The organism is Pectinatus cerevisiiphilus, assembly GCF_004341685.1.
Taxonomy (GTDB): domain Bacteria; phylum Bacillota; class Negativicutes; order Selenomonadales; family Selenomonadaceae; genus Pectinatus; species Pectinatus cerevisiiphilus.
The window spans coordinates 1-23664 of record NZ_SMAA01000024.1; the positions used below are offsets into that span (position 1 = coordinate 1).

Here is a 23664-nt window from a genome sequence, read left to right on the forward strand (position 1 = left end):
GCAGGCCAATAAAAAGCGCATTTATGCGCAGCCAGTGTAAAAGGGCTATGCCCGAAAAAGAAAAACCACCCGCTATGCGGGTGGATAGTTATTATAAATATATAATTTACTATAAATTAGTATAAAATTTTGATTGATTTTTTGCGGCTGTCGTTATATATTTATTAAGAGTTATAAGAAAATGAATTAGAGCTTTTTAGCGATTTTTAAATAAGCAGGAAATTTTGTAAAAATTTTGGGATTAATGAAGGATTTTCCTTATAAGTGACAAATTAACTAAAGAAATAAGTTAATATCATGCCGGTAATTCTGGCTGGTTTAATTTATAAACAGCGGCCAATGGTTTTGCTGCTGAGACATAATTGTATCGATGCGCAAAACAAGCTTTTGCTAAGATAAAGCTTGTACCTGTCCGCAAAGAATAAATACAGTAATTGTATGTAAGAGAATAAGGGGAGTGTTATGAAAAGTTTCAAATTAACAAAAGAACAGGCGGAGATATTGGTAAATAAGTACCCCACGCCTTTAGCGGTTATTTCTACTGATCAGGTAGAAAAGAATTATCAATTTTTATTAAATAATATGCCGCGTGTACGTGTGTTTTATGCTATAAAGGCAAACCCGTCACCTATTATCATAGAAAAAATGATGGAGATGGGTTCCAGCTTTGATGTCGCTTCTGATGGAGAAATCCGAATGTTGTATTCTATGGGAGTCAGCGGAGAAAATATGATATATGCAAATCCCATAAAAACAATTCAGGGGCTTAGGGCGGCAGCTGAGACCGGAGTCAATAAGTTTACTTTTGACAATGAGAAAGAAATTTATAGGATGGCCGAATATGTTCCCGGTGCGAAAGTACTTTTGCGAATTCGCATAAAAAATGCTAAAGCACTTGTTAATTTGAATGAAAAGTTTGGCGCTGAGCCTGAAAAGGCCATTTCTTTATTGAAGCTGGCCAAAGAACAGGGCTTAAATCCGGTAGGGCTGGCATTTCATGTAGGTAGTCAGACCTTATCGACAGAACCTTATTATGAAGCTTTTTCCCTCTGCCGTGGTATTATTGATGAAGCTGGGCAGGCAGGGTTAAATTTAAATATATTGGATATTGGCGGAGGACTGCCCGTGCCGGCACCTGACACATGTGTTAATTTAGAAAACATGGTTAAGACGATAAACGCAGGTTTGGATAAGTTTTTCCCTGATGTTGAAATATGGGCAGAACCTGGACGTTATATTTGCGGTACTGTTATGAACGCTATTACACGTGTGATCGGCAAGCAGTTACGGGATGATAGAATGTGCTATTATCTGGACGAAGGTGTGTACGGAATTTTTTCTGGTGTGTTTTTTGACCATTGGGAATATGAACTAAATAGTTTTAAACAAGGGAAGCTGCTGCCATCAACTTTTTTTGGACCAAGCTGTGACTCTCTTGATGTTGTTGCGAAAGATTATCCATGTCCTGATTTGCAGCTTGATGATATCGTGGTTGCAAGTGATTGTGGTGCCTATACTATTGCATCGTCCACTAACTTTAATGGTTTTGCTAAGGCTCGGGTGCTTCATTGGGAAAAGGAAAAAGAAAGTCTGATGATTGTGCAGGAACAAAAGGCTAATTGTGAGGCTGTTGTTTGAAAATGACGGGGGTGGTCATATTTCTAGTCTGATAAATGTATTGATAGTAGCTGCAGTATTGATGTTTGTGTATAAGAGTATGGCAAAGGGGGCCGGTTCAGGGTTCAATAATACCTTGATATTGGGCGTTGCCGCCGCAGCGGTAGTGTTGGCTGTTCTCAAAATATTCTTGGCAAGACGCAAAAAAAAATAACATTATGCCATCGGTTTAAGGCCGCCTAAAATTAGGTATGATTTTATGGCGGCTTTTTTTGCGTTACTTCTTGAAAATATAGGGAAAGGGTGTTTTTATGACACAGGATATGGCACCGCTTTTTGCTGCCATGCAAAAATATGTTAATGATGGAGCCGTTGCTTTTCACACACCTGGACATAAGCAGGGAAAAGGAGCTGCTGATGTAATAAAGATGATGGTAACACCGTTGGGGTTAAAAATGGATGTTTCCCTCATGGCGGAACTGGATGATCTATTTGCACCGACAACGTGCATAAAGCAGGCACAAGAACTTGCGGCAGAACTTTATGGGGCTGATGAAAGCCTTTTTATGATAAATGGGACGACAGGTGCTATTCATATAATGCTTTTTGCAGCGCTTTCACCGGGTGATAAGGTAATCATACCAAGAAATGCGCACAAGAGTGTTTTAGGCGGGCTCATTTTGTGCGGTGCTGAGCCTGTCTTTATTGAGCCGGTAATAAACAGTCGGTTGGGAATAGCAATGTCTGTACGGACAGAAGACGTGGCGAGAACGATAAAAGCAAATAAAGATGCAAAGGCTGTCCTGTTGGTATATCCAACATATTACGGTGTCGCCTGTGATATAGAAAAGATTGCAGAATTGGTGCATAAAAATGGAATGCTTTTACTCGTCGATGAGGCACATGGGCCTCATTTAAAATTTTCGTCGGCATTGCCTATACAAGCTATTGACGCAGGTGCGGACATGTCTGCACAGAGCACCCATAAAATTTTAGGGTCTTTTACACAAACCTCCATGTTGCATGTACAGTATGGACGCATAGACAAAGAACGTGTCCATATGGCAAATGCCTTGCTGCAATCTACAAGCCCCAATTATCTTTTATTGGCATCACTTGATGCTGCCCGCAGACAGATGGCCCAAAAGGGAACAGTCCTTATTGGCAAAGCCGTTCGTTTGGCACAAGAACTGCGGGAACGTGTAAATAATATAACGGGATTATATTGTGGCGGGATTGATTTAGTTGGCAGCGAGGGATGTTTTGCACTTGATTGGACAAAGGTGACAGTAACGGTTAAAAATTTGGGTATTACCGGTTATGAGGCTGAGCATATACTGCGCTATCGTTATAAAATACAATGTGAATTAGCAGATATGTATAATGTCCTTTTCATAATATCCATGGCTGACAGTGAAAAAGAAACAGCAATACTGCTTAAGGCATTAGCGGCACTAGCGAATGACTGTAAGCAAAAAGGCAAAGCGGCAGTTGTTGCAGCATCTAAATTGATAACATTGCCGGAGATGAGGATGGCACCACGCCAGGCGGCATTAGCTAATTATGAGAACGTTCCTTTTGCACAAAGTGAAGATCGTATTTGCGCAGAAACCGTGACCTTTTATCCGCCGGGGATACCCCTTATTTATCCAGGCGAAATAATTTCAAGTGAGTTTATAGAATATATAAAAAAAGGGCAGCAGGCGGGCGCAAAAATAGTCGGGCCTGCCGACACGCAGCTGCACGAGATAAGGGTGGTAAAATGAAGGGAAAATTAATAATAATAGAAGCCGGAGATGGTTCGGGAAAGGCAACGCAAACTGAACTTTTATATAAACACCTTGTAAATGATGGTAAGGATGTCTGTAAAGTGGAATATCCCGATTATGCAAGTGAATCATCTGCATTGGTAAAAATGTATCTGCGCGGTGATTTCGGCAAAACGGCAGATTCGGTTAATGCGTATGCCGCGTCCACTTTTTTTGCGGTGGATAGGTATGCCTCTTATAGGCTCAAATGGAAAGAAAGATACGACAAGGGCGCTGTAGTTATTGCTGATAGGTATACGACGTCTAATATGGTGCACCAGGCAATTAAAATAGAAAAACCGGAAGAACGCAGTGCATATTTGAATTGGCTTTTTGATTTGGAATTTAATAAAATGGGATTGCCGCAACCAGATTTAGTAATTTTTCTGGATATGCCACCGCAATTTAGTGATAAACTTTTGCAGACCAGGGGTACTTCTTCGGGAAATAAAGATATCCATGAGGCAGATAAAAATTATTTACATCATTGTTATGCGGTGTATAAGGAAATAGCAGCAAAATATGGCTGGAATTGCGTAAACTGTATTGCAGCAGAAAAAATCCGTCCAATAAAGGAAATCCACGGAGAAATATATACTTTAGTAAAAAATAAAATGAAGACGATATAAGATAATGAAGCTGTTCACACATATAAAAGTGGGGACGGCTTTTTTATTATTTTAAATTACATATAATAATATATACTCAATTGTAATATTCAAGGGTGTGCAGAAATGTTTTCGTTAAGATGTATTCAAGATATCATATAATTAAGAAAAATATTATCTGTAGTTAAAAAAATTAATACTCTAGTGTTTTATTATAAACAAAACAATTTTTCTTTATATTTACGTTGACAAAAAATTATTTTTTAAATATAATATGAATATATAAATAAGGAATTTTATTCCACATATAAATATAAAAAGGAATAAAGTTTCTGCAAGAGGTTTATTGGTATTCTATCATCGGAGGAGAGCATATGAAAATAATTTTAGCATCACATGGACAGCTGGCCAAAGAACTTATTAATTCTGCAGAGATGATTTGTGGTAAGCAAGAAGAAGTGAGCATTATTGAATTTATTCCAGGTGAAGATTTATGTAAATTAAAGCAAAAATTTTCAGAATGTATGGATGATTCCGCGGAGTCACTTATTATTACTGATGTATTTGGTGGTACACCATATAATGTTGCTGCTGGTATAGCCTTGCAGAATGAACATTGTCTCACTATTGCTGGTGCGAGTCTACCAATGTTGCTTGATGTTTTTATGTTACGATGCGAAGAAAATATTTCTATACAAGAATTAGCAAATAGAATATTATCAAACAGCACTCAATATGTTCGATCTTGTCAAGAATTATCATATTTGTCAGAATCGGAGGAATTATAATGATAATAAAATTATGTCGAATTGATGATCGTTTAATACATGGTCAAGTGGCAACAGTATGGGCTAAAGCTGCGAACGCTGGAAGAATTATAGTTTGTAGTGATGAAGTTATGAATGATACTATTCGTAAAACACTTGTGTTACAAGTGGCACCTCCTGGAATTAAAGTTAATGTAGTCGATATTGAAAAAGCAATTCGTGTTTATAATAATCCTAAATATGCAAGGGATACTGTGTTTTTTTTATTTACTTGTCCACAAGATGTTTTAAGAATGATTGAAGGAGGTATACCCATAAAAAGTGTCAATATTGGAGGAATGTCCTTTAAAGATGGGAAAAAACAAATTACTAAAGCTGTATCAGTTGACGATTCTGATAAAGAAACATTTAGAAAATTGGATGAACTAGGCGTAGAACTTGAGATACGTCCAGTTGTAAATGATGTAAAAGTTAATATAATGGATAAAATTTAATTATTTATTATGACAATAATGTACATTGTTATTTTTTTAGAAAGAAGGTTTTATTTTGATACTTAGTACATTGCAAATTGTTTTACTTTTTGTAGTAGCTGCTATAGCTGGGATGGGAAGTGTTTTGGATTCATTTCAAACACATCGACCTTTAATCGCTTGTACCTTAGTAGGTTTAGTTTTAGGTGATCTTACTACAGGCGTGATTCTTGGTGGAACGTTGGAATTGATTGCGTTGGGGTGGATGAATATTGGTGCGGCACAATCACCAGATTCAGCATTGGCAAGTATAATTTCGGCAATACTGGTTATTATTGGAAATCAATCAATTGCAACCGGAATTGCAATTGCACTTCCGGTTGCTGCTGCCGGACAAGTTTTGACAGTTGTTGCAAGAACTGTAACCGTTATGTTTCAACATGCTGCTGATAAATATGCTGAGAACTGTAATTTTCGTGCAATTGATTTATGTCACATTAGTGCTTTAATTATACAAGCGTTACGCGTTGCTGTTCCTGTTTTGTTAATTTCCTTATTTGTAAGTCCTGCCGGTGTACAAAATTTATTAGCATTAATTCCCGCATTTATAACTACAGGACTTAAAGTGGCCAGTGGTTTTATTGTAGTGGTTGGGTATGCGATGGTTATAAATATGATGGGCGCTAAATATTTGTTACCGTTTTTTTTCTTGGGATTTGTAATTGCTGGTTTTACTACTTTTAATTTAGTCGCTTTTGGTGTTTTAGGACTTTTTGCTGCAATTGTTTATGTTCAATTAAACCCGAAGTTTCAAATTAATCCAATAGTAGCAACAAGTGATTCAAACACAACTGATCGTTTTGATGATGAGTTAGATGATTGAGTGAGGAGAGTTTATATGGATAGGAAAAAACGTTTAACAAAAGGCGATTTAATAAATATGTTCATTCGAATGAATCTTCAACAAGCTTCTTTCAATTTTGAACGTATTCATGCTTTGGGATTTTGTTTCAACATAATTCCAGCCATAAAGAGGTTATATAATTCGCCCGAAGATCAGAAAGCCGCATTAAAAAGGCATTTAACATTTTTTAATGTTACACCGGCATGTGTAGGACCTGTATTGGGAGTTACCGCAGCGATGGAAGAGGCAAAAGCTAATGGTGCAAAGATAGAAGAAAGTGCAATTAGTAGTATTAAAATTGGTATGATGGGACCATTTTGTGGTGTTGGGGATCCAATTTTTTGGGGGACACTTAGGCCAATAACGGCTGCATTAGGTGCTTCCATTGCATTAACAGGAAGTGTGTTAGGACCAATTATATTTTTTGTATTATTTAACTTAGCAAGATTAGCTGCATTATGGTTGGGTTTATTTTATGGTTATAAAAAAGGATTAGATTTAGTTTTAAATGAGTTGAAGGGAAATAAACTGCAGAAAATTACAGAAGGAGCTTCTATCTTAGGTTTCTTTGTTATGGGAGCGTTAGTATCAAAATGGACGGTAATTAATATTCCTGTGGTTATTTCGCAAATAACTACAGCAGATGGTTCTGTGATTACAACTACTTTGCAAAATATTTTTGATCAACTCATGCCAGGTTTATTAGGATTGGGATTAACACTCTTAGTATGTAAGTTATTAAAAAAACGGATTAGTCCCATAATGCTTATATTTATGTTATTTGCAGTTGGGATAATAGGATCGGCTCTAGGTATATTAGCATAACTGGATATTTGTAATGTAAAGGTAGAAACTCTGTGGAATATTATAATAAATAAATTACTTTGTATTATAGAAGGTAGAATAATGAAAACAAAAGCAGTTAGGTTGTATGGTGAAAATGATCTGAGGTTGGAAGAATTTGATTTACCAACAGTGAAGGACAATGAAATATTGGCTGAAGTTATCACTGACAGTTTATGCATGTCAACGTTTAAAGCGGTTAAACAGGGAATTAAGCATAATAAAGTACCAAATGACATCAACACAAATCCAATTATTGTTGGACATGAATTTTGTGGAAATGTGTTAGCCGTAGGGAAAAAATGGGCAACTGATTTTCGCCCAGGTGACAAATTTGTAATACAGCCTAATATTGGTGCAGAAAATTGCTATGCACCCGGTTATTCATACCAATTAATCGGAGGCGATGCCACAAAAATTATCATTCAAGACCAAGTTATGGAAAATGGCAGTCTTCTTCATTATAATGGAAAGACATATTTTGAAGGATCATTAGTTGAACCATTGTCTTGTGTTATAGGTGCTTTTAATGCAAATTTTCATCTTGAAAAGATGTACAGTTATAAACATGTTATGGGTATAAAAAAAGATGGTAATATGGCTATTCTGGGAGCAACCGGTCCTATGGGATTTTTGGCAATTGATTTGGCCCTTCATGGTTTAAAAAAACCTAAGGTTTTAGTTGTAACAGGAAGAACACAAGAAAAATTAGATTTAGCTGAAAGATTATATTCTAAAGATGAAGCAAGGAAACAAGGAATAGATTTATATTATATTAATACAAAAAATTCGAAGGACATTAAGAATGCTATAGAAAAGGTAACAGAAAAAACTAATGGATTTGATGATGTGTTTGTATTTGCTCCTGATGAAAAATTAGTTCAACAAGCAGAAACACTGCTTACTTATGATGGGTGTTTGAATTTTTTTGCTGGACCAACTGATCATGGGTTTAGTCCTCGGATTAATTTTTATAATGTGCATTATAAGGCTACACACATTGTTGGAACCAGTGGTGGAAATACAGATGACATGAAAGAAGCTATATACTTAATTGAATCGCAGCGCATTAATGCAGCTAAAATTGTATCTCATGTTTTAGGATTGAATGATGTGGCACAAACTACGATTCATCTTTCAGAATTTAGCAGTGGCAAAAAAATAGTATATACAAACAAAGATTTTCCTTTAACAAATTTAGAAGATTTTTGTACTAAAAAAGATGATTTTGGAAAAAAACTATCGCATATTATTCAGAAGAATAATGGTTTTTGGAGTTTAGAAGCTGAACAATATTTTATTGAACACGCACCTAAGATATAATGTAAGAGCAATAAAAAAGTTAAATACTCTAAAGGAGCGTGTTTTATATGTTGGGAAAAGAAGATTTTAATGTAATTGACAAAATAGCTTCTTGTTACAATGATTTATTCGATGCTGAAAAAAGAGTAGCTGATTATATAATGGCTCATTCAAATGAGGTTATAAATATGACTGTTGCTGAATTAGCAGAAGCAAGTGAATCTAGTAAAGCAACGATCGTAAGAGTTTGTAAAAAATGTGGTTGCAAAGGCTTTTATCATTTAAAAATAAAGATGGCTAAGGAAATGGTAGAGCAAGATAATGTAGAAGTGTCAAATAATATTGACATTAATTATCTAGAACAATCATTGAAAAATATTTTAGCTAATAAATATGAAGAATTAAAACAAACTATATTAAATATTGATATCCAAAATTTGAGGACAATTATTAATTGCATTAAAAATGCCAATATGGTTTTATTTGCGGCTCAGGGTAATACTATCCCTATAGCATTAGATGGGGCTTATAAATTTACTGAGTTAGGCATAACATCTTTTTCTTCGACAATTTGGGAACATCAATTGGTGCTTGCACATAGATTAAAAAAAGCTGATGTAGTTATCGCCATATCAGCATCTGGTGAATCTAAAAATCTGTTAAGTATTATTGATGCTGCGGTTAAACAAAATGCAACTATCGTTGCTGTGACAAATTCAGCAACATCTTCATTAGCTTCAAAAGCTAATTACCATATTAATACTATTTCACGGGAACGATTGTTTTTCCCTGAGTTTAGTTTTGTACTTACTAGATTGGCTGCTATGGCAGTGATCGAAACATTGTTTTTTTTATTGGCAAGTAGTAAAACTGATTCACATAATTATATTGATGTACATGAACAATCTATGGCTGATGATAAAATTTAGAAAAGAGTGATATTGTGACTTCATGGTTAGGTTTAGAAGGAAAAACTGCGGTTATAACTGGTGGTGCATCAGGAATAGGTAAAGCTATAGCACAAGCTTATTTGGATAATGGAGCTAATGCTATTGTTTGCGATATAAATAACAAGAAACCAGATTTTATGATAAAAGAATATAGTGGTAAATTATTTTATATTACCATGGATATTACGATTAGAGAAGAAATTGAAAATATGGTGAAATCTGCAAAAGAAAGGTTTGGTTCTATTGATATTTTAGTTAATAATGCTGGAATCAATATTCCTGGATTATTAGTTGATTATCATGCAGAAAAAGATAAATCAGTACACGAAATTGATGAAAAAATATTTGATAAAATTGTTAATATAAACTTAAAAGGACTTTTTTTCTGTTCTCAGATAATTGGGCATGAATTTGTAAGGAACAAAAAGGGAATAATAATTAATCTTTCATCGGAAAGTGGGTTGGAAGGTTCAGAAGGACAAAGTGTATATGCTGCTACTAAGAATGCTGTAAATTCACTCACGCGTTCATGGGCAAAGGAATTAGGTCGGATCGGTGTTCGCGTAGTGGCAGTTGCTCCTGGGATTTTAGAAGCTACTGGGCTAAGAACACCAGAATATGAAAATGCTTTGGCATATACTCGAGGGATTACTGTAACGCAATTACGTAATGGCTATAATCAGACATCTACAACTCCTTTAGGAAGATGCGGCAAATTAGATGAGGTGGCCGATTTAGTCTGCTATTTGAGTAGTAAACGAGCTGGTTATATTCATGGTGTTACTTATAATATTGCTGGAGGGAAAACGCGAGGATAGTATTTAATATTATCCATAAAATTTTATATTAGGTAAATTATAATATAAAAAGTAAATAAAATAATTTTAATAAAATTTGTATTTATCAAAATAGATATAATTATATATTTGGATGGTGAAGTAAGTAGCAATAAGGCTTATTTCACCATCATTTTTTTATGACTGTTATCAATTGCCAAATGTTACAAAAATAATTATAATTATTACTCAGTAGGTATAGAAATAAAATTGGCAGTATTATCTATCAGATAATACTGAATGGGTTAATATAATGTAATAAGAGCAGGGTGTGCACAATATGATGAAAATAGATTCGCTTAACACCAAGCAGCAACAGCTTTTTCATAGTACAGAAAACAGCCGTGACGTTCAAGTAAAAGGTCAGGTAAATGATTTTTCTACGGAACTTGACCAGAACCAACAGGATCTATCCATGGAACAACTTAAAAAATTGTTGGACCAAGTGACAGAACAAGGGGCAAAGCTGACGCAAACACCGACTTTTGACGAATTGAGCTCATATCGTGATCTGGTCAAACAGTTTATTGGCGAGGCTGTTACGCATATGTATTCAAGGCAATCACAAGCCGGATGGGATAGATTGGGCAGACAGAAAATTTATACTACTGTCCGAAAAATTGACAGTAATTTGGAAGATATGGCAGAAGAAATACGTTTAGGACAGGCCAGTGCACTTAGTATAGCAGCTAAGCATGATGCTATACGTGGTATGCTTGTTGACCTTTATATGTAGTTTATGCTAACCAAATGGTGTGATATAAAAGGACACGATCAAATAATTGCCAGCCTTAAAAGGATGGCCGCAGAAGATCGTTTGCCCCATGCTATATTGTTTTCAGGTATGGCAGGAGTCGGTAAATTCCTGACTGGTGTAGCTCTGGCATCGATGCTGTTATGTGAAAAAGAAGATGGACCATGCGGTAGCTGTCCTTCCTGTACAGCTTTGCAAAACGGGGTACATCCTGACTTTTTCCTTCTGGAGCCAGAAGGGAAAACAGTGCAAATGATAAAGATCGATCAAATTCGCCAGATGCAGAAAGCCATTTCATTGGCAGCCTATATGTCTGATAAACGTGTAGTGCTGATAAGAAATGCTGATAAGATGAATGAGGCTGCGTCGAATGGATTGTTAAAAACACTGGAAGAACCTGTGGGCAATGTTTTTTTTATCTTGACGGCTGATAATGAGAAAAAGCTTTTGCCAACTGTTATATCAAGGTGTATGAGGATATATTTTGCTCCACTGGCGGACGCAGATATTAGCAATATAATAGCTGCACGGGGGATTACTGGTGCCGATGGCGGAGCAGTTTTAGCAAAACTTGCGGGCGGAAGTGTTGAACAGGCATTGGCTCTTTACGAGAATGACGGTTTAGCAAATCGCCGTGCCGCGTTCGAGTTTTTGACAAAGGTTTTTTCTATGACCGATGAAGGAATTTGGACTTTGGCAGACCAATTAGCTGTTTCCGGCAAAGAAAAGTTTGCTGAATGGCTCTTATATCTCCAGTTATTTTGGCGGGATATAGCTGCGCTTGACAGCAGCTTGGACTGTACGGAATTGTATAACAATGATATGAAAGATGCGCTTATTGCAATAAAAGAAAAATGGAATATAAACGCTGTATTTACGGCATGTACTTATGCTGGGGAAATACAGCGCAGGTTATTAACTAATGCTGATGTAAGGCTTATGGCAGAAAAATTTATCATAAGTTTACTCGCTTTGAAATAAGGAGTTAATTTAGTGCAAACAGTAGTGGGCATTCGCTTTAAAAAAGCGGGTAAGATATATTATTTCGCCCCGGGCAGCACTCACCTGTTAAATGGTGAAGGCGTAATTGTAGAAACAGCCCGCGGCGTTGAATATGGAATAGTAGTAATTCCGGCGCGTGATGTTCCGGAAAGTGATATAGTTCAGCCGTTGAAGACGATCTTGCGCAAGGCTACGAAAGAGGATTTGGAAAAAGTAGCGGAAAACAAGATAAAAGAAAAGAAAGCTTTTACTATATGTGAAGAAAAAATAGCAGTACATGCTTTACCAATGAAATTGATTGGTGTGGAATATACTTTTGATGTCAATAAAATAATTTTTTATTTTACGGCAGACGGGCGTGTTGATTTTCGCGAATTAGTAAAAGATTTAGCGGCTATTTTTCATACACGCATAGAGCTTCGGCAGATTGGTGTGCGGGATGAAGCTAAAATTATGGGCGGAATAGGGTATTGTGGAAGGCCGTTGTGCTGTGCAACTTTTCTCGGTGATTTTGAACCAGTTTCCATACGTATGGCCAAAGATCAAAATTTATCCTTGAATCCTACTAAAATATCAGGGATATGCGGCAGGCTGATGTGCTGCCTGAAATATGAAAATGATATGTATTGCTGCAAATCAAAATGCTGTAGAAATAATATAATAGCACCGCCCAAAAGAGGAAGCCGTGTAGTATCGGTAGACGGGGAGGGGAAAGTCATTTCGCTCAATGGCCAAAAGCGTACAGCAACGATTTTACTTGATAATAAGCGAACCATTGTTGCCTCGTGGGATGATGTCATTGAAAAAGATGAAGACGATACATGAAGCTGAATCCTTTTGAACGCATCGATGATTTGATGACCGATGGATTGAAGATAATTCAAAATGAGAAGGAATTTTGCTTTTCTCTTGATGCCGTATTATTAGCGCATTTCGCTTATGTGAAAAAAAACGATTGTGGACTTGATTTGGGGACGGGAACTGGTGTAATTCCGTTGTTGCTGGCAAAACATGTGCGATTGGTACATGCTCTTGAGATTAATCCCGTAACAGCGGATCTTGCCAAACGTAATGCGGCAATGAACAATTTAGCAGATAAGATAATTGTAAAACAGGCTGATTACCGTCAGTTGCGGGAAATTTATCCGGCACAGTTTGCGGATTTTGTAGTGGCAAACCCACCATATAGGCCGATATCAGACGGCTGCGTCAACAGCAAAGATGGTGTGGCAATGGCTCGCCATGAAATAACCGCTTCACTTGAAGACGTTGTTGCGGCGGCAAAATATGCTTTAAGGTTTCATGGCCGGTTCGCTATGGTGCATTTACCGGAGCGATTGTCTGAGATAATGGTAGAAATGGATAAAAATGGTATTGTTCCCAAAAAGCTGCGTTTTGTGCAGCCTAAAGAAAATAAAGTTCCCAATATGGTGCTAATAGAAGGTATTGCGGGCGGTGCTCGCGGTGGGCTTAAAGTAGACACCCCTTTAATTGTACATAATGCGGATGGCAGCTATACGGAAGAGTTATTGCGCTATTATTATCCTGATGCTGTGGGACGGTAGGCAGTGAAATTATATTGCATGGCTGTATTGAATTGAGAAATGTTAAAAACCACTCGATTGCTGAGTGGTTTTTATTGTAGGGAGATTATATATGGAGAATAATAAAAGGGGAACTTTGTATTTAGTGGGCACGCCTATTGGCAATTTGGATGACATGACATTCCGAGCGGTGAAGATATTGGAAGAAGTTGAGCTGATAGCGGCTGAAGATACACGCCATACTCGGCAATTGATGGCGCATTTTAATATACATACATCTTTGACAAGCTATCATGAGCATAATAAATTCATTAAAGGACCAAAGCTCATTGAAAAGCTTCTTGGTGGTACGGATATTGCTGTGGTCAGTGATGCTGGATTACCAGGGATTGCTGACCCCGGCAGTAATTTAGTTGAACTTGCTATAAAAGAAAATATAAAAGTTTCCCCTATTCCTGGAGCAAATGCCGGTTTATCAGCATTGATTTCATCTGGGCTGGACACGGTGCAATTTTCCTTTGTAGGATTTTTGCCTAAAAAAGCAATGAAACGCAGAGAAGTTTTGGCAGAAGTAAAAAAACGCAGGGATACTTTGATTTTTTATGAGACACCACACCGGTTGACAAGTATTTTACCAGAATTAATAGATTCGCTGGGAAGCGAGCGAAGGATAACAGTTTGTAGAGAACTTACAAAAAAGTTTGAGCAGTTTGTGCGTGGTACATTGGAAGAGATAAATGAATATTTTTCTTCTGTGGAACCGCGTGGTGAATTTGTATTGATTGTTGAAGGTTGTAATACCGATGCAGTCGATAGCGCTGTTAAAGATATGCTGCCTGAAGAATACGTCAGAAATTTAATCAGCGAAGGAATGGTTAAGAAAGAAGCAATAAAAAAAGCGGCTAAAGATCTGCATTTAAGTAGGAGAGATGTTTATAATGCAGTTTTAAAGGCCGATCAGGAATAGACAGCTTTTTGTTTCGAATAAATTTTTCAGCCGATGAAAAATTGGAGAAGTTCATTTGTATACTGCGTAAAAGTTGTTTTATTTAGACAAATAAAGTATTAAGATACTTATTTTGCGAACAGTATAGTTACACTTTCCTGCTGAGTGCAACAGTAGCATTTTTTGGTGATGTAAAGTATAATTTAAGTTTAGTTAAAATTTTAAGATATACGAAAACAACTATGGAGGGAATTCTTTTGGAAAAAAAATCATTTTATATAACAACGCCTATTTATTATCCTAGTGCCAAGTTGCACATAGGGCATGCTTATTGTACAACTATTGCCGATGCGATTGCCCGTTATAAGAGACTCAGCGGCTTTGATGTGTTTTTCCTCACCGGTTCTGATGAACATGGCCAAAAAATTCAACAGAAAGCAGAAGAAGCTGGGATAACACCGCTGGAATATGTAAATAAGATTGTTGCTGAATTCCAATATCTTTGGAAACGGCTCAATATATCCAATGATGATTTTATTCGCACCACAGAAGAACGGCATTATAAGGTAGTGCAAGAAGTATTTAAACGTATTTATGAAAAAGGGGATATATATAAGGGCGAATATAAAGGTCTTTATTGTACGCCTTGTGAATCATTTTGGTTGGAACGCCAGCTTGTAGATGGGAAATGTCCTGACTGTGGGCGGCCTGTTAAAGAAGTTAGTGAAGAAGCATATTTTTTCAAGATGTCAAAATATGCAGATCGTCTGCTTAAATATATAAATGATAATCCTGATTTCATTCAACCAGTATCGCGGCGTAATGAAATGATTAACTTTATCAAACAAGGACTGGAAGATCTCTGCATATCAAGGACATCTTTTGATTGGGGCATTCCAGTACCAATTAATAGCAAGCATGTTATATATGTTTGGTTTGATGCGTTGACCAATTATCTTACACCAATCGGTTTTCTTGATGATAAGAAAAAGTTCGATAAATTTTGGCCGGCTGACCTGCATCTTGTCGGCAAAGAAATTGTACGTTTCCATACTATAATCTGGCCGATTATTTTGATGGCACTTGATCTGCCTTTGCCTAAAAAAGTTTATGGGCATGGCTGGCTTATTGTTGATGGTGACAAGATGAGTAAGTCAAAGGGAAATGTAATCGATCCAATAGGGCTCATTGATGAGTTCGGTGCTGATGCGATAAGATACTTTTTATTGAGGGAAATAAATTTAGGACAAGATGGTAATTTTTCACGCGATGCACTTATAAACCGCATTAATTCTGATTTAGCCAATGATTTAGGCAACCTTTTGCACCGCACATTGAACATGATCGGTAAATTTAATAACGGTATTATAGCTGCGCCGGCACCAGTGCGGCCGTTAGATAAAAAATTAATTGAAGAAGCAGATTTAACAGTTGTAAATTATAAAAAACTTATGGATGATATGCATTTGTCAGATGCTATAAAATTAGTATGGTCGTTTATCAGTCGTGCCAATAAGTATGTTGATGAAACGATGCCGTGGGCATTAGCAAAGGATGAAAGCAAAAAAGCAGAGCTGAATAGAGTGTTGTATGATTTGGCGGAAAGCCTGAGAATCATAGCAATCTTAATTTTCCCATTTATGCCGAATACAGCCGAAAAAATATGGCAACAGCTTAATATCAATGGGAAAATAGCAGATAGCAGTATTGATGAAACTGCGTGGGGAAAATTACCGGAAGGATCAAAAGTGAATAAGCCAGTACAACTTTTCCCTCGTATAGAGATAAAAAAAGAAGAAATAGCAGAAAAAGAATGCGCTAGTCAAAACAAAGCTGATAAAAATGTAAAGTCTGTAAATGCTGATAAGGAAAATGAAGAAATTACCATAGATGATTTTTCTAAGGTAAAATTGCGGGTAGCTGAGATCGTTGATGCGAAGCCTGTACCAAAGACAGAAAAGTTATTGCAATTGACAGTTGATCTGGCTGGGGAAAAACGGACTATTGTTTCCGGTATTGCCAAATTTTATAAGCCAGAAGAATTACCGGGCAAACATGTTGTTTTGGTTGCCAATCTTAAACCTGTTAAATTGCGTGGTGTGGTTTCGCAAGGAATGCTTTTAGCGGCATCTGACGGTGACAAGCTGAAGATCGTTGAAGTTGATATGCCGACGGGAAGCAAGGTGAAATAATGTTAATAGATACACATGCGCATCTTGATGATGAGCAGTATGATGAAGACCGTAATGAGGTGATACAGCGCGCTCTTGACCAAGGCATCGAAATGATAATAAACATGGGGGCAGATATCGCGTCATCTCGTAAGGCGGCAGCATTGGCAGCAACGCATGATATGATTTACGCAGGTGTGGGAATTCATCCAGAGGAAGTAGATAAAGTGCTGGCAAAGGATGAATATGTATTGGCGGACCTTGTCGCTGAAAACAAAAAGGTGCTGGCGATTGGCGAGATTGGTCTTGACTATCATTTCCGTACGGATAATAGAGATCTGCAAAAAAAAGTTTTTATAAAACAATTAGATTTAGCACGCCAGTTAAAACTGCCGGTAAGCATCCATGATAGAGATGCACATGGTGATTTAATGGAGGTCTTGCGCAAAGAAGGCCGTGGCATAAGAGGTGTCATCCATTGTTATTCAGGTAGTGCTGAAATGGCAAAAGAACTTTTAAAGCTAGGCTGGTATTTAGGGGTTGATGGACCATTGACTTTTAAAAATGCGGCTAAGCTGCCAGAAATTATAAAGACTATACCGCTTGAAAGATTACTTTTGGAAACGGATTCCCCTTATTTAGCACCTGTCCCTAAAAGGGGAACAAGAAATGAACCTTCGTATGTGCGTTATACTGCACAGAAGGTTGCAGAGCTCAGAAATATAGAGTATTCCCGCATTGCACAAATAACAACGGCAAATGCGAAAACACTATTTTTAGAGAGATAAAACATTACATTATTGTCTCAAATGCACTTATAATGCGCATAGTAGGATTTTATAATTAAAAAAAGAGATAAATGTTCACAAACGGCACTGTATTTTACAAAAAAACCTCCAGATTTGACATAAGTGTAAATATCATGTTATAATCCCAAAAAAGGAGGTAACTAATGACTGTAAAAGAAAATTTTTCACATCATATTAAATTCGCTAGAATAGCGATGTGTTTGACATTAGTTGTGATAATGTCAGTTGTAGCCGGGTTTTCTAAAACAAATAGAAATATTCACATTGTTGCTGATGGACGGACGACTGTGGTTAATACTGTGCATGATGATCCTTTACGCATTATATCACAGGCAGGTATAAAGCTTGACTCTGCCGATCAATACTCATTATCGACGAAGAATATAAAAGATGGCACAACAATAACTATACAACGCGCTATTCCAGTAACTATAAAAGTTGATGATAATACCCGTAAAATGAAAACGACTGCAAACAATGTGCAGTCTCTAATAAAAGATATGGGGTATGATTCACTCGACTTTTATGCCTTGCCAAATGAGAATACGGCAATAACACCCAACATGCTTATCCGACTTGAACCGTTAACTAATAAAATAGTTTTCAAGGAAGAAAACGAACCTTTCGATACTATATATCGGGATGATGATACGCTGCCAACAGGCACTACAAAAGTCATCCAAGAAGGTGCTGCGGGAACTGACCGCTTCATGGTTAAGGAATATTATAACGGTGGGAAAAAGGTAGACGAACAAATTTTACAGAAGTCGGTTATAAAGCAGGCTGTTCCTAAAATAGTAGTAAATGGAACATATTCTCCTCCTGCACCAGTAATGAGCGATGACGGACAGATACCGCCGTATGTAGCAGTAATGCATGTCCAAGCCAGTGCCTATTTGGCATCAGATGGCGGCGGCAGCGGCTATACAGCTACAGGGATGCTGGCACAGCACGGCGTTGTGGCAGTTGATCCTAATTTTATACCATTGGGAACCAGATTGTATATACCAGGCTACGGAGAGGCTGTAGCTGCTGATACAGGTGGTTTTTCCGGTGACGTGATCGATGTTTGTATGGATTCTTATGATGAGGCAATAAGTTGGGGCCGACGTAGTATAAATATATATGTATTGCCGAGTTAGTAAAAGGGCTGTGCCGATGGCACGGCTTTTCTTTTTATTTAACAATTGATTTTTTCCGGGGATTGTTGGAAAATATATTAGATGCTAGTTTAAGAGGAGAAGACAATGATAAAAGAAGTATTAATTGTTGAAGGAAAAATGGATGTCGTTGCCATAAATAAAGCCGTAGAAGCAGACTGTATTATTACGGGCGGTTTTGGCCTGGCGAAGGGAACGGTTGATAATATTCGGCATGCATACGAAAAAAGAGGAATAATCATTCTTACAGATCCTGATTGGGCTGGAGAAAAAATTAGAAAATGGTTAGCGAAGAGATTCCCTAAGGCAAAGCATGCGTTTGTCCCGCGGGAAGAAGCTTCGGCACATAATGATATTGGGGTGGAGCAAGCTTCACCAGCATCTATACGCAAGGCGTTAGCAAAAGTCCATACACATAACTGCAATGCGGAAAAGATCTTTACAGCGGCAGACTTATTGCAAAATGGGTTAAGCGGAGGACCTGAAGCTTCTGTGAAGCGAGCTGAAGTAGGGGCTGTGCTTGGGCTTGGGTATGCTAATGCAAAAGCTTTTTTACAACGGCTCAATACATATGGAATTACAAGAGAAAAATTTATGCATGCGCTGGACAGTATTTCTGAAAAAACAAAAGATGAAGAGGTGTTTTAATGGAACAACCAATCATTGCCAAACGTGAGGTTACGCGATATATCTTAAAAAGATTTGGCCTGCATATGAATAAAAAATTGGGACAGAACTTTTTAGTTGATGAAGATGTTGTCCATGGCGTTGTTGATGCAGCTGAGATAAATGAAAATGATGTCGTTCTTGAAATAGGGCCGGGAATAGGGACACTTACCCAGGGGTTATTGGAAGCAGGGGCAGAGGTTTTTGCTGTTGAACTCGACAAAAGACTTCCGCCTATTTTAGAGCACACACTAGAAGGATATGATAAACTGCATATTATTAATGCGGATATTTTAAAAACGGATATAAAAGCGCTTATTGGCGACAGGCCTTTTAAAGTGGCGGCTAATCTACCGTATTATATAACAACACCGATAATTATGTACTTGCTGGAAGCTAAGCTGCCGATAACAGGTCTTGTTACCATGGTCCAAAAAGAAGTGGCAGAACGCATGACGGCTATTCCGGGGAATAAGATCTATGGGGCGCTGTCTGTTGCCGTCCAGTATTATAGCCATCCGCAGATTTGTTTTGATGTGGCACCGCAATCTTTCATGCCTAAGCCGGAGGTCGTTTCCTCCGTTATATTGTGTAAGGTTTATGATGAACGGCCGATTAAGCCTATAGATGAAAAAATGTTTTTCCGTGTAGTGAAAGCCTCTTTCGGGCAAAGAAGAAAGACCTTGAGTAATTCCCTTGGCAATTTAGGAGTAGCTAAAGAAATAATAAAAGAAGTTTTAGAGGAATCGGCAATTGATGGAAAGCGACGGGGAGAAACCCTATCCTTACAGGAATTTGCTGTTCTTGCGGACAACTTTAGTAAAAAACAATTCATTTGAGGAGGGTATGGGGATGAGATTTGTTTCATGGAATGTTAATGGGCTCAGAGCCTGTGTCAATAAAGGATTTATGGAATCATTCAAGAGATTGGATGCTGATTTTTTCTGTATTCAGGAAACAAAAATGCAGCCGGAACAATTATCCTTGCAGCTTGATGGGTATGAACAGTATTGGAATAGTGCCCAAAGAAAGGGATATTCAGGAACCGCTATATTTAGTAAAATAAAACCAATTAATGTTTATTATGGGATAAATATAGAAAAACATGATCAAGAGGGAAGAGTAATAACCCTTGAGTTGCAGGATTTTTATTTGGTTACTGTTTATACGCCTAATTCCAAGAGTGGCTTAGAACGGCTCCCCTACCGTATGGAATGGGAAGAAGACTTTTGTGAATACTTATTGAAATTGAATGAGAAGAAACCAGTGATTGTTTGCGGCGATTTAAATGTTGCGCACAATGAGATCGATTTAAAGAATCCGAAGACAAATCATAAGAATGCTGGTTTTACCGATGAGGAAAGAGAAAAGTTTGGCAAACTTTTAGAGTCGGGATTTGTGGATACCTTTAGGTATTTATATCCGGAAAAGGCGAGCATATACAGCTGGTGGTCGTATCTGCGCAAAGCTCGTGAACGTAACGCCGGTTGGCGGATAGATTATTTTTTGGTGTCTGCTTCCTTACGGAATAATATAGAAGAAGCCTATATTTATGATGATATATTAGGCAGTGACCATTGTCCTGTTGGTTTAGATTTGAAAAAAATATCTTGACATGATAATACTTTAATAATATAATATTATATGTTTCACAAGACAGTAACTATGCCGTTGTGGCGGAATTGGCAGACGCAGCAGACTCAAAATCTGCCGCCTTCACGGGTGTGTGGGTTCGACTCCCACCAACGGCACCACTTGAAATGTTTACCCTCTCTAAATAGAGAGGGTTTTTTGTTTGCTATTTTGCTATAATATACAGCTAATGTAAGTTTTTCTTAAAATGTAATAAAATTTGATCGCATACTTGCAATAAATAATTATCTATGCTATGATAATAACACTTTCAGTTGTATATGTGTAAAAGATGATGAACGGGAAAAGTAAGTAATGGTTGTTATTACAGAGAGCCATGGATGCTGTGATCATGGTATGAGAATTGTTACCCAAGTTCACCCGGGAGTTGCTCACTGAAGTTATGTAGGTGATGCCGGAACCCAGCCGTTAGATAATGGGAGAGTATCGGTTTTTGAAACCCGCACTTGATTGAGATAGCCTTTTGGCTAAATAAGGTGGTAACGTGAGTACAGTCCTCGCCCTTTCTGGGTGGGGGCTTTTTTTATTTTATTTTTTAGGAGGTGAAAAACGAAAAATGTCTGTATTAGGTTTTTTAGGGCCATGTGGAACGCATAGTGAAGAAGCTGCAATATATACAAATGCTTTGTTTGGCAATAAGTGGGTATTGAAAGCTTATCGTAACATATACGATGTATTAGTTGCTGTGCATAAAGGGCAAATAGATTGTTGCCTTGTTCCTGTAGAAAATTCAATAGAAGGTTCTGTAAGGATAACCCTTGACACTCTGGCACATGATGTGGACTTGAAAGTAAACATGGAACTTGTTTGGAAAGTCCATAATCAATTGATGGCAAAGGGAAAAGTAAAAAAAATAACTAAATTGATTTCACATCCGCAAGCATTGGCACAATGCCGCGGTTATATAAATAAAAATTACCCCGAAGCGGAACTGATCGAAGTTTCTAGTACGGCACATGCGGCTGAGCTTGTGGCATCAGGAATGGAAAATGCCGCGGCTATAGCATCAAGAAGGTCAGCTGAAATATACAAATTGACGTTGCTTGATAAGGATATACAAGATAATTGTGATAATGTCACGCGGTTTATCTTTTTGAGTAAAAGAGAAGAATATATCGGCAGGCAAGATCCCGAAAAGGTGATGCTGATATGCCAAATGGATGGTTCCAAAGCGGGCAGCTTATGCGCTGTGTTGGCAGAGTTTGCTAAATATAATATTAATATGACACATATAGAGTCGCGGCCAAACAGAAGAGGGTTGGGAAATTATATGTTCTTTTTTGAAGTAGAGGCATCACCAGCTAGTAAAGAGCACTTAGAATGCGCAATTGCAGCTGTAAAAAATAAATGTTTTTGGCTTAAGGATATGGGTTGGTTCACAGTGGTAAAAGCAGATAAATGAGAAATGTTTATAAGTGGAGGTAAATTATTATGATAGTTATTATGAATCCTGATGCAAGCAATAAAGAAGTACATGCTGTGGTGGACGCAATTGAAAGCGTGGGACTTAAAGCTAAAGTTATGGAAGGCACAGAACAAAAAATAGTAGGGCTTATAGGCGATAAAAGAAATATTGATTCTTCTTCCCTTGAAGCATTGCCTGGTGTAGATCATACGGTAGCTATTTCAAAAAGTTATAAGCTGGCGAGCCGGGAATTCCATCCGCAGTCAAGTGTTGTAGATGTGGATGGTGTAAAAATAGGCGATGGAAATATTGTTATAATGGCTGGACCTTGTGCTGTAGAATCCCTTGACCAATTATTGGAAGCAGCAAAGATTGTTAAAGCGGGCGGAGCACAATTTTTACGGGGTGGAGCATACAAACCACGTACTTCACCTTATTCCTTTCAGGGATTAAAAGGAGAAGGACTGAAATATTTAGCAGAAGCACGCAACCAGACTGGCTTAAAAGTCGTCACGGAAGTCACGGCAGTAGAGGACGTAGAAAGCATATCGCATTATGCTGACATGCTGCAAGTAGGTGCTAGAAATATGCAGAATTTCCGGTTACTGAAAGAAGTAGGACAGTCGAAGAAACCTGTATTGCTCAAAAGAGGACTTGCTGCCACATTGGAAGAATGGTTAAACGCAGCTGAATATATCATGAAGGAAGGAAATAATGACGTTGTCTTATGTGAACGTGGTATACGTACATATGAAACATATACTCGTAACACACTGGATATGAGCGCAGTTGCCGCGGTGAAACATTTAAGCCATTTGCCAATAATTGTAGATCCCAGTCATGGAACCGGTAAATGGAGAATGGTAAGACCGATGGCCTTTGCCGCAACAGCAGCCGGAGCGGATGGACTGATGATGGAAGTACATCCCGATCCCTCTAAGGCACTTTCTGATGGACAACAGTCACTTACACCAGAAAATTATATGGAAGTAAGTGATGGTGTGCATAAAATAGCAAAGTTCATGAAAGAAGCAGGAATAGCTATTACTACATTGTAAGAATGTAGTAATGTTTAAAATAACGCAGGATAAAGGCTGAATGGCCGTAATCCTGCGTTATTTTTATATAGAGAATACATATGGAATTGATACAGTTATGATATTGCATATGCATTGAAAAAGAAGCGTGGTAGAGGGGGAAGGAGTAATAAAGAGAAAAAAATAAGGAAGAAAGGGATAAAAAAGTAGAAAAAGGGATTGACAATAAGGCTGAGGTTAGATATAATAATTCCTGCGCTCAAGAGAGCGGGTCAACGAAAAAGGCCAAGAAAAAAAGTTGTTGACAAACGAAACAGCGTGTGATAATATATACAAGCTGACTCGTTGAGGCAGGCACCTTGAAAACTGAACAATACATCATATGTTTTGAAACATACCGGATGTGCGG

The 23664-nt window shown here is 37.6% G+C and carries 24 protein-coding genes, 1 tRNA gene and 1 other annotated feature; all 25 genes read left to right on the forward strand.

The window, feature by feature from the left end:
- Positions 1 to 462: 462 nt before the first annotated feature.
- The 25 genes from EDC37_RS11355 to aroF all read left to right on the forward strand — a co-directional run bounded on the left by EDC37_RS11355 (position 463) and on the right by aroF (position 23276).
- Positions 463 to 1638 (forward strand): type III PLP-dependent enzyme, encoded by a 1176-nt coding sequence (locus EDC37_RS11355; RefSeq protein WP_132551435.1) that lies wholly within the window; start codon positions 463 to 465, stop codon positions 1636 to 1638.
- Complete coding sequence (locus EDC37_RS11360) at positions 1631 to 1831, forward strand: hypothetical protein (RefSeq protein WP_132551437.1); 201 nt, start codon at positions 1631 to 1633, stop codon at positions 1829 to 1831. Before EDC37_RS11355 ends, EDC37_RS11360 begins: the two co-directional genes overlap by 8 nt.
- A gap of 97 nt (positions 1832 to 1928) precedes the next feature.
- Positions 1929 to 3383: an aminotransferase class I/II-fold pyridoxal phosphate-dependent enzyme gene (locus tag EDC37_RS11365; RefSeq protein ID WP_132551439.1), complete on the forward strand. Its 1455-nt coding sequence runs from the start codon at positions 1929 to 1931 to the stop codon at positions 3381 to 3383.
- The gene (locus tag EDC37_RS11370) at positions 3380 to 4054 is read left to right on the forward strand and encodes a dTMP kinase (protein WP_132551441.1); all 675 of its coding nucleotides are present in this window, start codon (positions 3380 to 3382) and stop codon (positions 4052 to 4054) included. Before EDC37_RS11365 ends, EDC37_RS11370 begins: the two co-directional genes overlap by 4 nt.
- A 353-nt stretch (positions 4055 to 4407) precedes the next feature.
- Positions 4408 to 4821: a PTS sugar transporter subunit IIA gene (locus EDC37_RS11375; RefSeq protein ID WP_132551443.1), complete on the forward strand. Its 414-nt coding sequence runs from the start codon at positions 4408 to 4410 to the stop codon at positions 4819 to 4821.
- Positions 4821 to 5294: a mannose/fructose/sorbose PTS transporter subunit IIB gene (locus tag EDC37_RS11380; RefSeq protein ID WP_132551445.1), complete on the forward strand. Its 474-nt coding sequence runs from the start codon at positions 4821 to 4823 to the stop codon at positions 5292 to 5294. Before EDC37_RS11375 ends, EDC37_RS11380 begins: the two co-directional genes overlap by 1 nt.
- A 55-nt stretch (positions 5295 to 5349) precedes the next feature.
- Complete coding sequence (locus tag EDC37_RS11385; RefSeq protein ID WP_132551447.1) at positions 5350 to 6156, forward strand: PTS mannose/fructose/sorbose transporter subunit IIC; 807 nt, start codon at positions 5350 to 5352, stop codon at positions 6154 to 6156.
- 15 nt (positions 6157 to 6171) lie between these two features.
- Positions 6172 to 7002, forward strand: a complete 831-nt coding sequence (locus EDC37_RS11390; protein WP_132551449.1) for a PTS system mannose/fructose/sorbose family transporter subunit IID — start codon at positions 6172 to 6174, stop codon at positions 7000 to 7002.
- A gap of 81 nt (positions 7003 to 7083) precedes the next feature.
- Complete coding sequence (locus tag EDC37_RS11395; RefSeq protein ID WP_132551451.1) at positions 7084 to 8343, forward strand: zinc-binding dehydrogenase; 1260 nt, start codon at positions 7084 to 7086, stop codon at positions 8341 to 8343.
- Positions 8344 to 8390: 47 nt separating this feature from the next.
- Positions 8391 to 9251, forward strand: coding sequence for a MurR/RpiR family transcriptional regulator (locus tag EDC37_RS11400; protein ID WP_132551453.1), 861 nt, complete (start codon positions 8391 to 8393; stop codon positions 9249 to 9251).
- Positions 9252 to 9265: 14 nt separating this feature from the next.
- Positions 9266 to 10090, forward strand: a complete 825-nt coding sequence (locus tag EDC37_RS11405; RefSeq protein ID WP_196589946.1) for an SDR family oxidoreductase — start codon at positions 9266 to 9268, stop codon at positions 10088 to 10090.
- 301 nt (positions 10091 to 10391) lie between these two features.
- Positions 10392 to 10844, forward strand: a complete 453-nt coding sequence (locus EDC37_RS11410) for a YaaR family protein (protein ID WP_132551481.1) — start codon at positions 10392 to 10394, stop codon at positions 10842 to 10844.
- A gap of 3 nt (positions 10845 to 10847) precedes the next feature.
- Complete coding sequence (gene holB / locus EDC37_RS11415) at positions 10848 to 11843, forward strand: DNA polymerase III subunit delta' (RefSeq protein ID WP_132551457.1); 996 nt, start codon at positions 10848 to 10850, stop codon at positions 11841 to 11843.
- 12 nt (positions 11844 to 11855) lie between these two features.
- Positions 11856 to 12689 carry a PSP1 domain-containing protein gene (locus EDC37_RS11420; protein ID WP_132551459.1) on the forward strand — a complete coding sequence of 278 codons (834 nt, stop codon included), beginning with the start codon at positions 11856 to 11858 and terminating at the stop codon, positions 12687 to 12689.
- The gene (locus tag EDC37_RS11425; RefSeq protein ID WP_132551461.1) at positions 12686 to 13429 is read left to right on the forward strand and encodes a tRNA1(Val) (adenine(37)-N6)-methyltransferase; all 744 of its coding nucleotides are present in this window, start codon (positions 12686 to 12688) and stop codon (positions 13427 to 13429) included. Before EDC37_RS11420 ends, EDC37_RS11425 begins: the two co-directional genes overlap by 4 nt.
- A 91-nt stretch (positions 13430 to 13520) precedes the next feature.
- The gene (rsmI, locus tag EDC37_RS11430; RefSeq protein ID WP_132551463.1) at positions 13521 to 14375 is read left to right on the forward strand and encodes a 16S rRNA (cytidine(1402)-2'-O)-methyltransferase; all 855 of its coding nucleotides are present in this window, start codon (positions 13521 to 13523) and stop codon (positions 14373 to 14375) included.
- A gap of 236 nt (positions 14376 to 14611) precedes the next feature.
- On the forward strand, positions 14612 to 16546 hold the full coding sequence (metG, locus tag EDC37_RS11435; RefSeq protein ID WP_132551465.1) for a methionine--tRNA ligase: 1935 nt from the start codon (positions 14612 to 14614) through the stop codon (positions 16544 to 16546).
- A complete protein-coding gene (locus tag EDC37_RS11440; RefSeq protein WP_132551467.1) occupies positions 16546 to 17313 on the forward strand; it encodes a TatD family hydrolase in 768 nt (255 codons plus the stop codon). The genes metG and EDC37_RS11440 overlap by 1 nt, the downstream gene beginning before the upstream one ends.
- Before the next feature lie 164 nt (positions 17314 to 17477).
- Complete coding sequence (locus EDC37_RS11445) at positions 17478 to 18476, forward strand: G5 domain-containing protein (RefSeq protein ID WP_132551469.1); 999 nt, start codon at positions 17478 to 17480, stop codon at positions 18474 to 18476.
- Between the two features lie 105 nt (positions 18477 to 18581).
- Positions 18582 to 19142, forward strand: a complete 561-nt coding sequence (gene rnmV / locus EDC37_RS11450) for a ribonuclease M5 (protein ID WP_132551471.1) — start codon at positions 18582 to 18584, stop codon at positions 19140 to 19142.
- The gene (gene rsmA / locus EDC37_RS11455; protein ID WP_132551473.1) at positions 19142 to 19999 is read left to right on the forward strand and encodes a 16S rRNA (adenine(1518)-N(6)/adenine(1519)-N(6))-dimethyltransferase RsmA; all 858 of its coding nucleotides are present in this window, start codon (positions 19142 to 19144) and stop codon (positions 19997 to 19999) included. The genes rnmV and rsmA overlap by 1 nt, the downstream gene beginning before the upstream one ends.
- A 13-nt stretch (positions 20000 to 20012) precedes the next feature.
- A complete protein-coding gene (locus EDC37_RS11460) occupies positions 20013 to 20774 on the forward strand; it encodes an exodeoxyribonuclease III (protein ID WP_132551475.1) in 762 nt (253 codons plus the stop codon).
- Positions 20775 to 20827: 53 nt separating this feature from the next.
- A tRNA-Leu gene (locus EDC37_RS11465) sits at positions 20828 to 20914 on the forward strand.
- A gap of 164 nt (positions 20915 to 21078) precedes the next feature.
- Positions 21079 to 21321: a binding site (T-box leader), on the forward strand.
- A 48-nt stretch (positions 21322 to 21369) separates the two neighbouring features.
- Positions 21370 to 22215 carry a prephenate dehydratase gene (gene pheA, locus EDC37_RS11470; protein ID WP_132551477.1) on the forward strand — a complete coding sequence of 282 codons (846 nt, stop codon included), beginning with the start codon at positions 21370 to 21372 and terminating at the stop codon, positions 22213 to 22215.
- Positions 22216 to 22244: 29 nt separating this feature from the next.
- On the forward strand, positions 22245 to 23276 hold the full coding sequence (gene aroF / locus EDC37_RS11475) for a 3-deoxy-7-phosphoheptulonate synthase (RefSeq protein ID WP_132551479.1): 1032 nt from the start codon (positions 22245 to 22247) through the stop codon (positions 23274 to 23276).
- Positions 23277 to 23664: the final 388 nt, after the last annotated feature.

Coding starts and splice junctions, on each gene's coding strand:
- EDC37_RS11375 (WP_132551443.1), top strand. CDS start 4,408: ATGAAAATAATTTTAGCATCACATGGACAGCTGGCCAAAGAACTTATT.
- pheA (WP_132551477.1), top strand. CDS start 21,370: ATGTCTGTATTAGGTTTTTTAGGGCCATGTGGAACGCATAGTGAAGAA.
- EDC37_RS11425 (WP_132551461.1), top strand. CDS start 12,686: ATGAAGCTGAATCCTTTTGAACGCATCGATGATTTGATGACCGATGGA.
- EDC37_RS11440 (WP_132551467.1), top strand. CDS start 16,546: ATGTTAATAGATACACATGCGCATCTTGATGATGAGCAGTATGATGAA.
- holB (WP_132551457.1), top strand. CDS start 10,848: ATGCTAACCAAATGGTGTGATATAAAAGGACACGATCAAATAATTGCC.
- rnmV (WP_132551471.1), top strand. CDS start 18,582: ATGATAAAAGAAGTATTAATTGTTGAAGGAAAAATGGATGTCGTTGCC.
- EDC37_RS11355 (WP_132551435.1), top strand. CDS start 463: ATGAAAAGTTTCAAATTAACAAAAGAACAGGCGGAGATATTGGTAAAT.
- EDC37_RS11380 (WP_132551445.1), top strand. CDS start 4,821: ATGATAATAAAATTATGTCGAATTGATGATCGTTTAATACATGGTCAA.
- aroF (WP_132551479.1), top strand. CDS start 22,245: ATGATAGTTATTATGAATCCTGATGCAAGCAATAAAGAAGTACATGCT.
- rsmI (WP_132551463.1), top strand. CDS start 13,521: ATGGAGAATAATAAAAGGGGAACTTTGTATTTAGTGGGCACGCCTATT.
- EDC37_RS11370 (WP_132551441.1), top strand. CDS start 3,380: ATGAAGGGAAAATTAATAATAATAGAAGCCGGAGATGGTTCGGGAAAG.
- EDC37_RS11410 (WP_132551481.1), top strand. CDS start 10,392: ATGAAAATAGATTCGCTTAACACCAAGCAGCAACAGCTTTTTCATAGT.
- EDC37_RS11400 (WP_132551453.1), top strand. CDS start 8,391: ATGTTGGGAAAAGAAGATTTTAATGTAATTGACAAAATAGCTTCTTGT.
- EDC37_RS11390 (WP_132551449.1), top strand. CDS start 6,172: ATGGATAGGAAAAAACGTTTAACAAAAGGCGATTTAATAAATATGTTC.
- EDC37_RS11365 (WP_132551439.1), top strand. CDS start 1,929: ATGACACAGGATATGGCACCGCTTTTTGCTGCCATGCAAAAATATGTT.
- EDC37_RS11460 (WP_132551475.1), top strand. CDS start 20,013: ATGAGATTTGTTTCATGGAATGTTAATGGGCTCAGAGCCTGTGTCAAT.
- rsmA (WP_132551473.1), top strand. CDS start 19,142: ATGGAACAACCAATCATTGCCAAACGTGAGGTTACGCGATATATCTTA.
- EDC37_RS11445 (WP_132551469.1), top strand. CDS start 17,478: ATGACTGTAAAAGAAAATTTTTCACATCATATTAAATTCGCTAGAATA.
- EDC37_RS11395 (WP_132551451.1), top strand. CDS start 7,084: ATGAAAACAAAAGCAGTTAGGTTGTATGGTGAAAATGATCTGAGGTTG.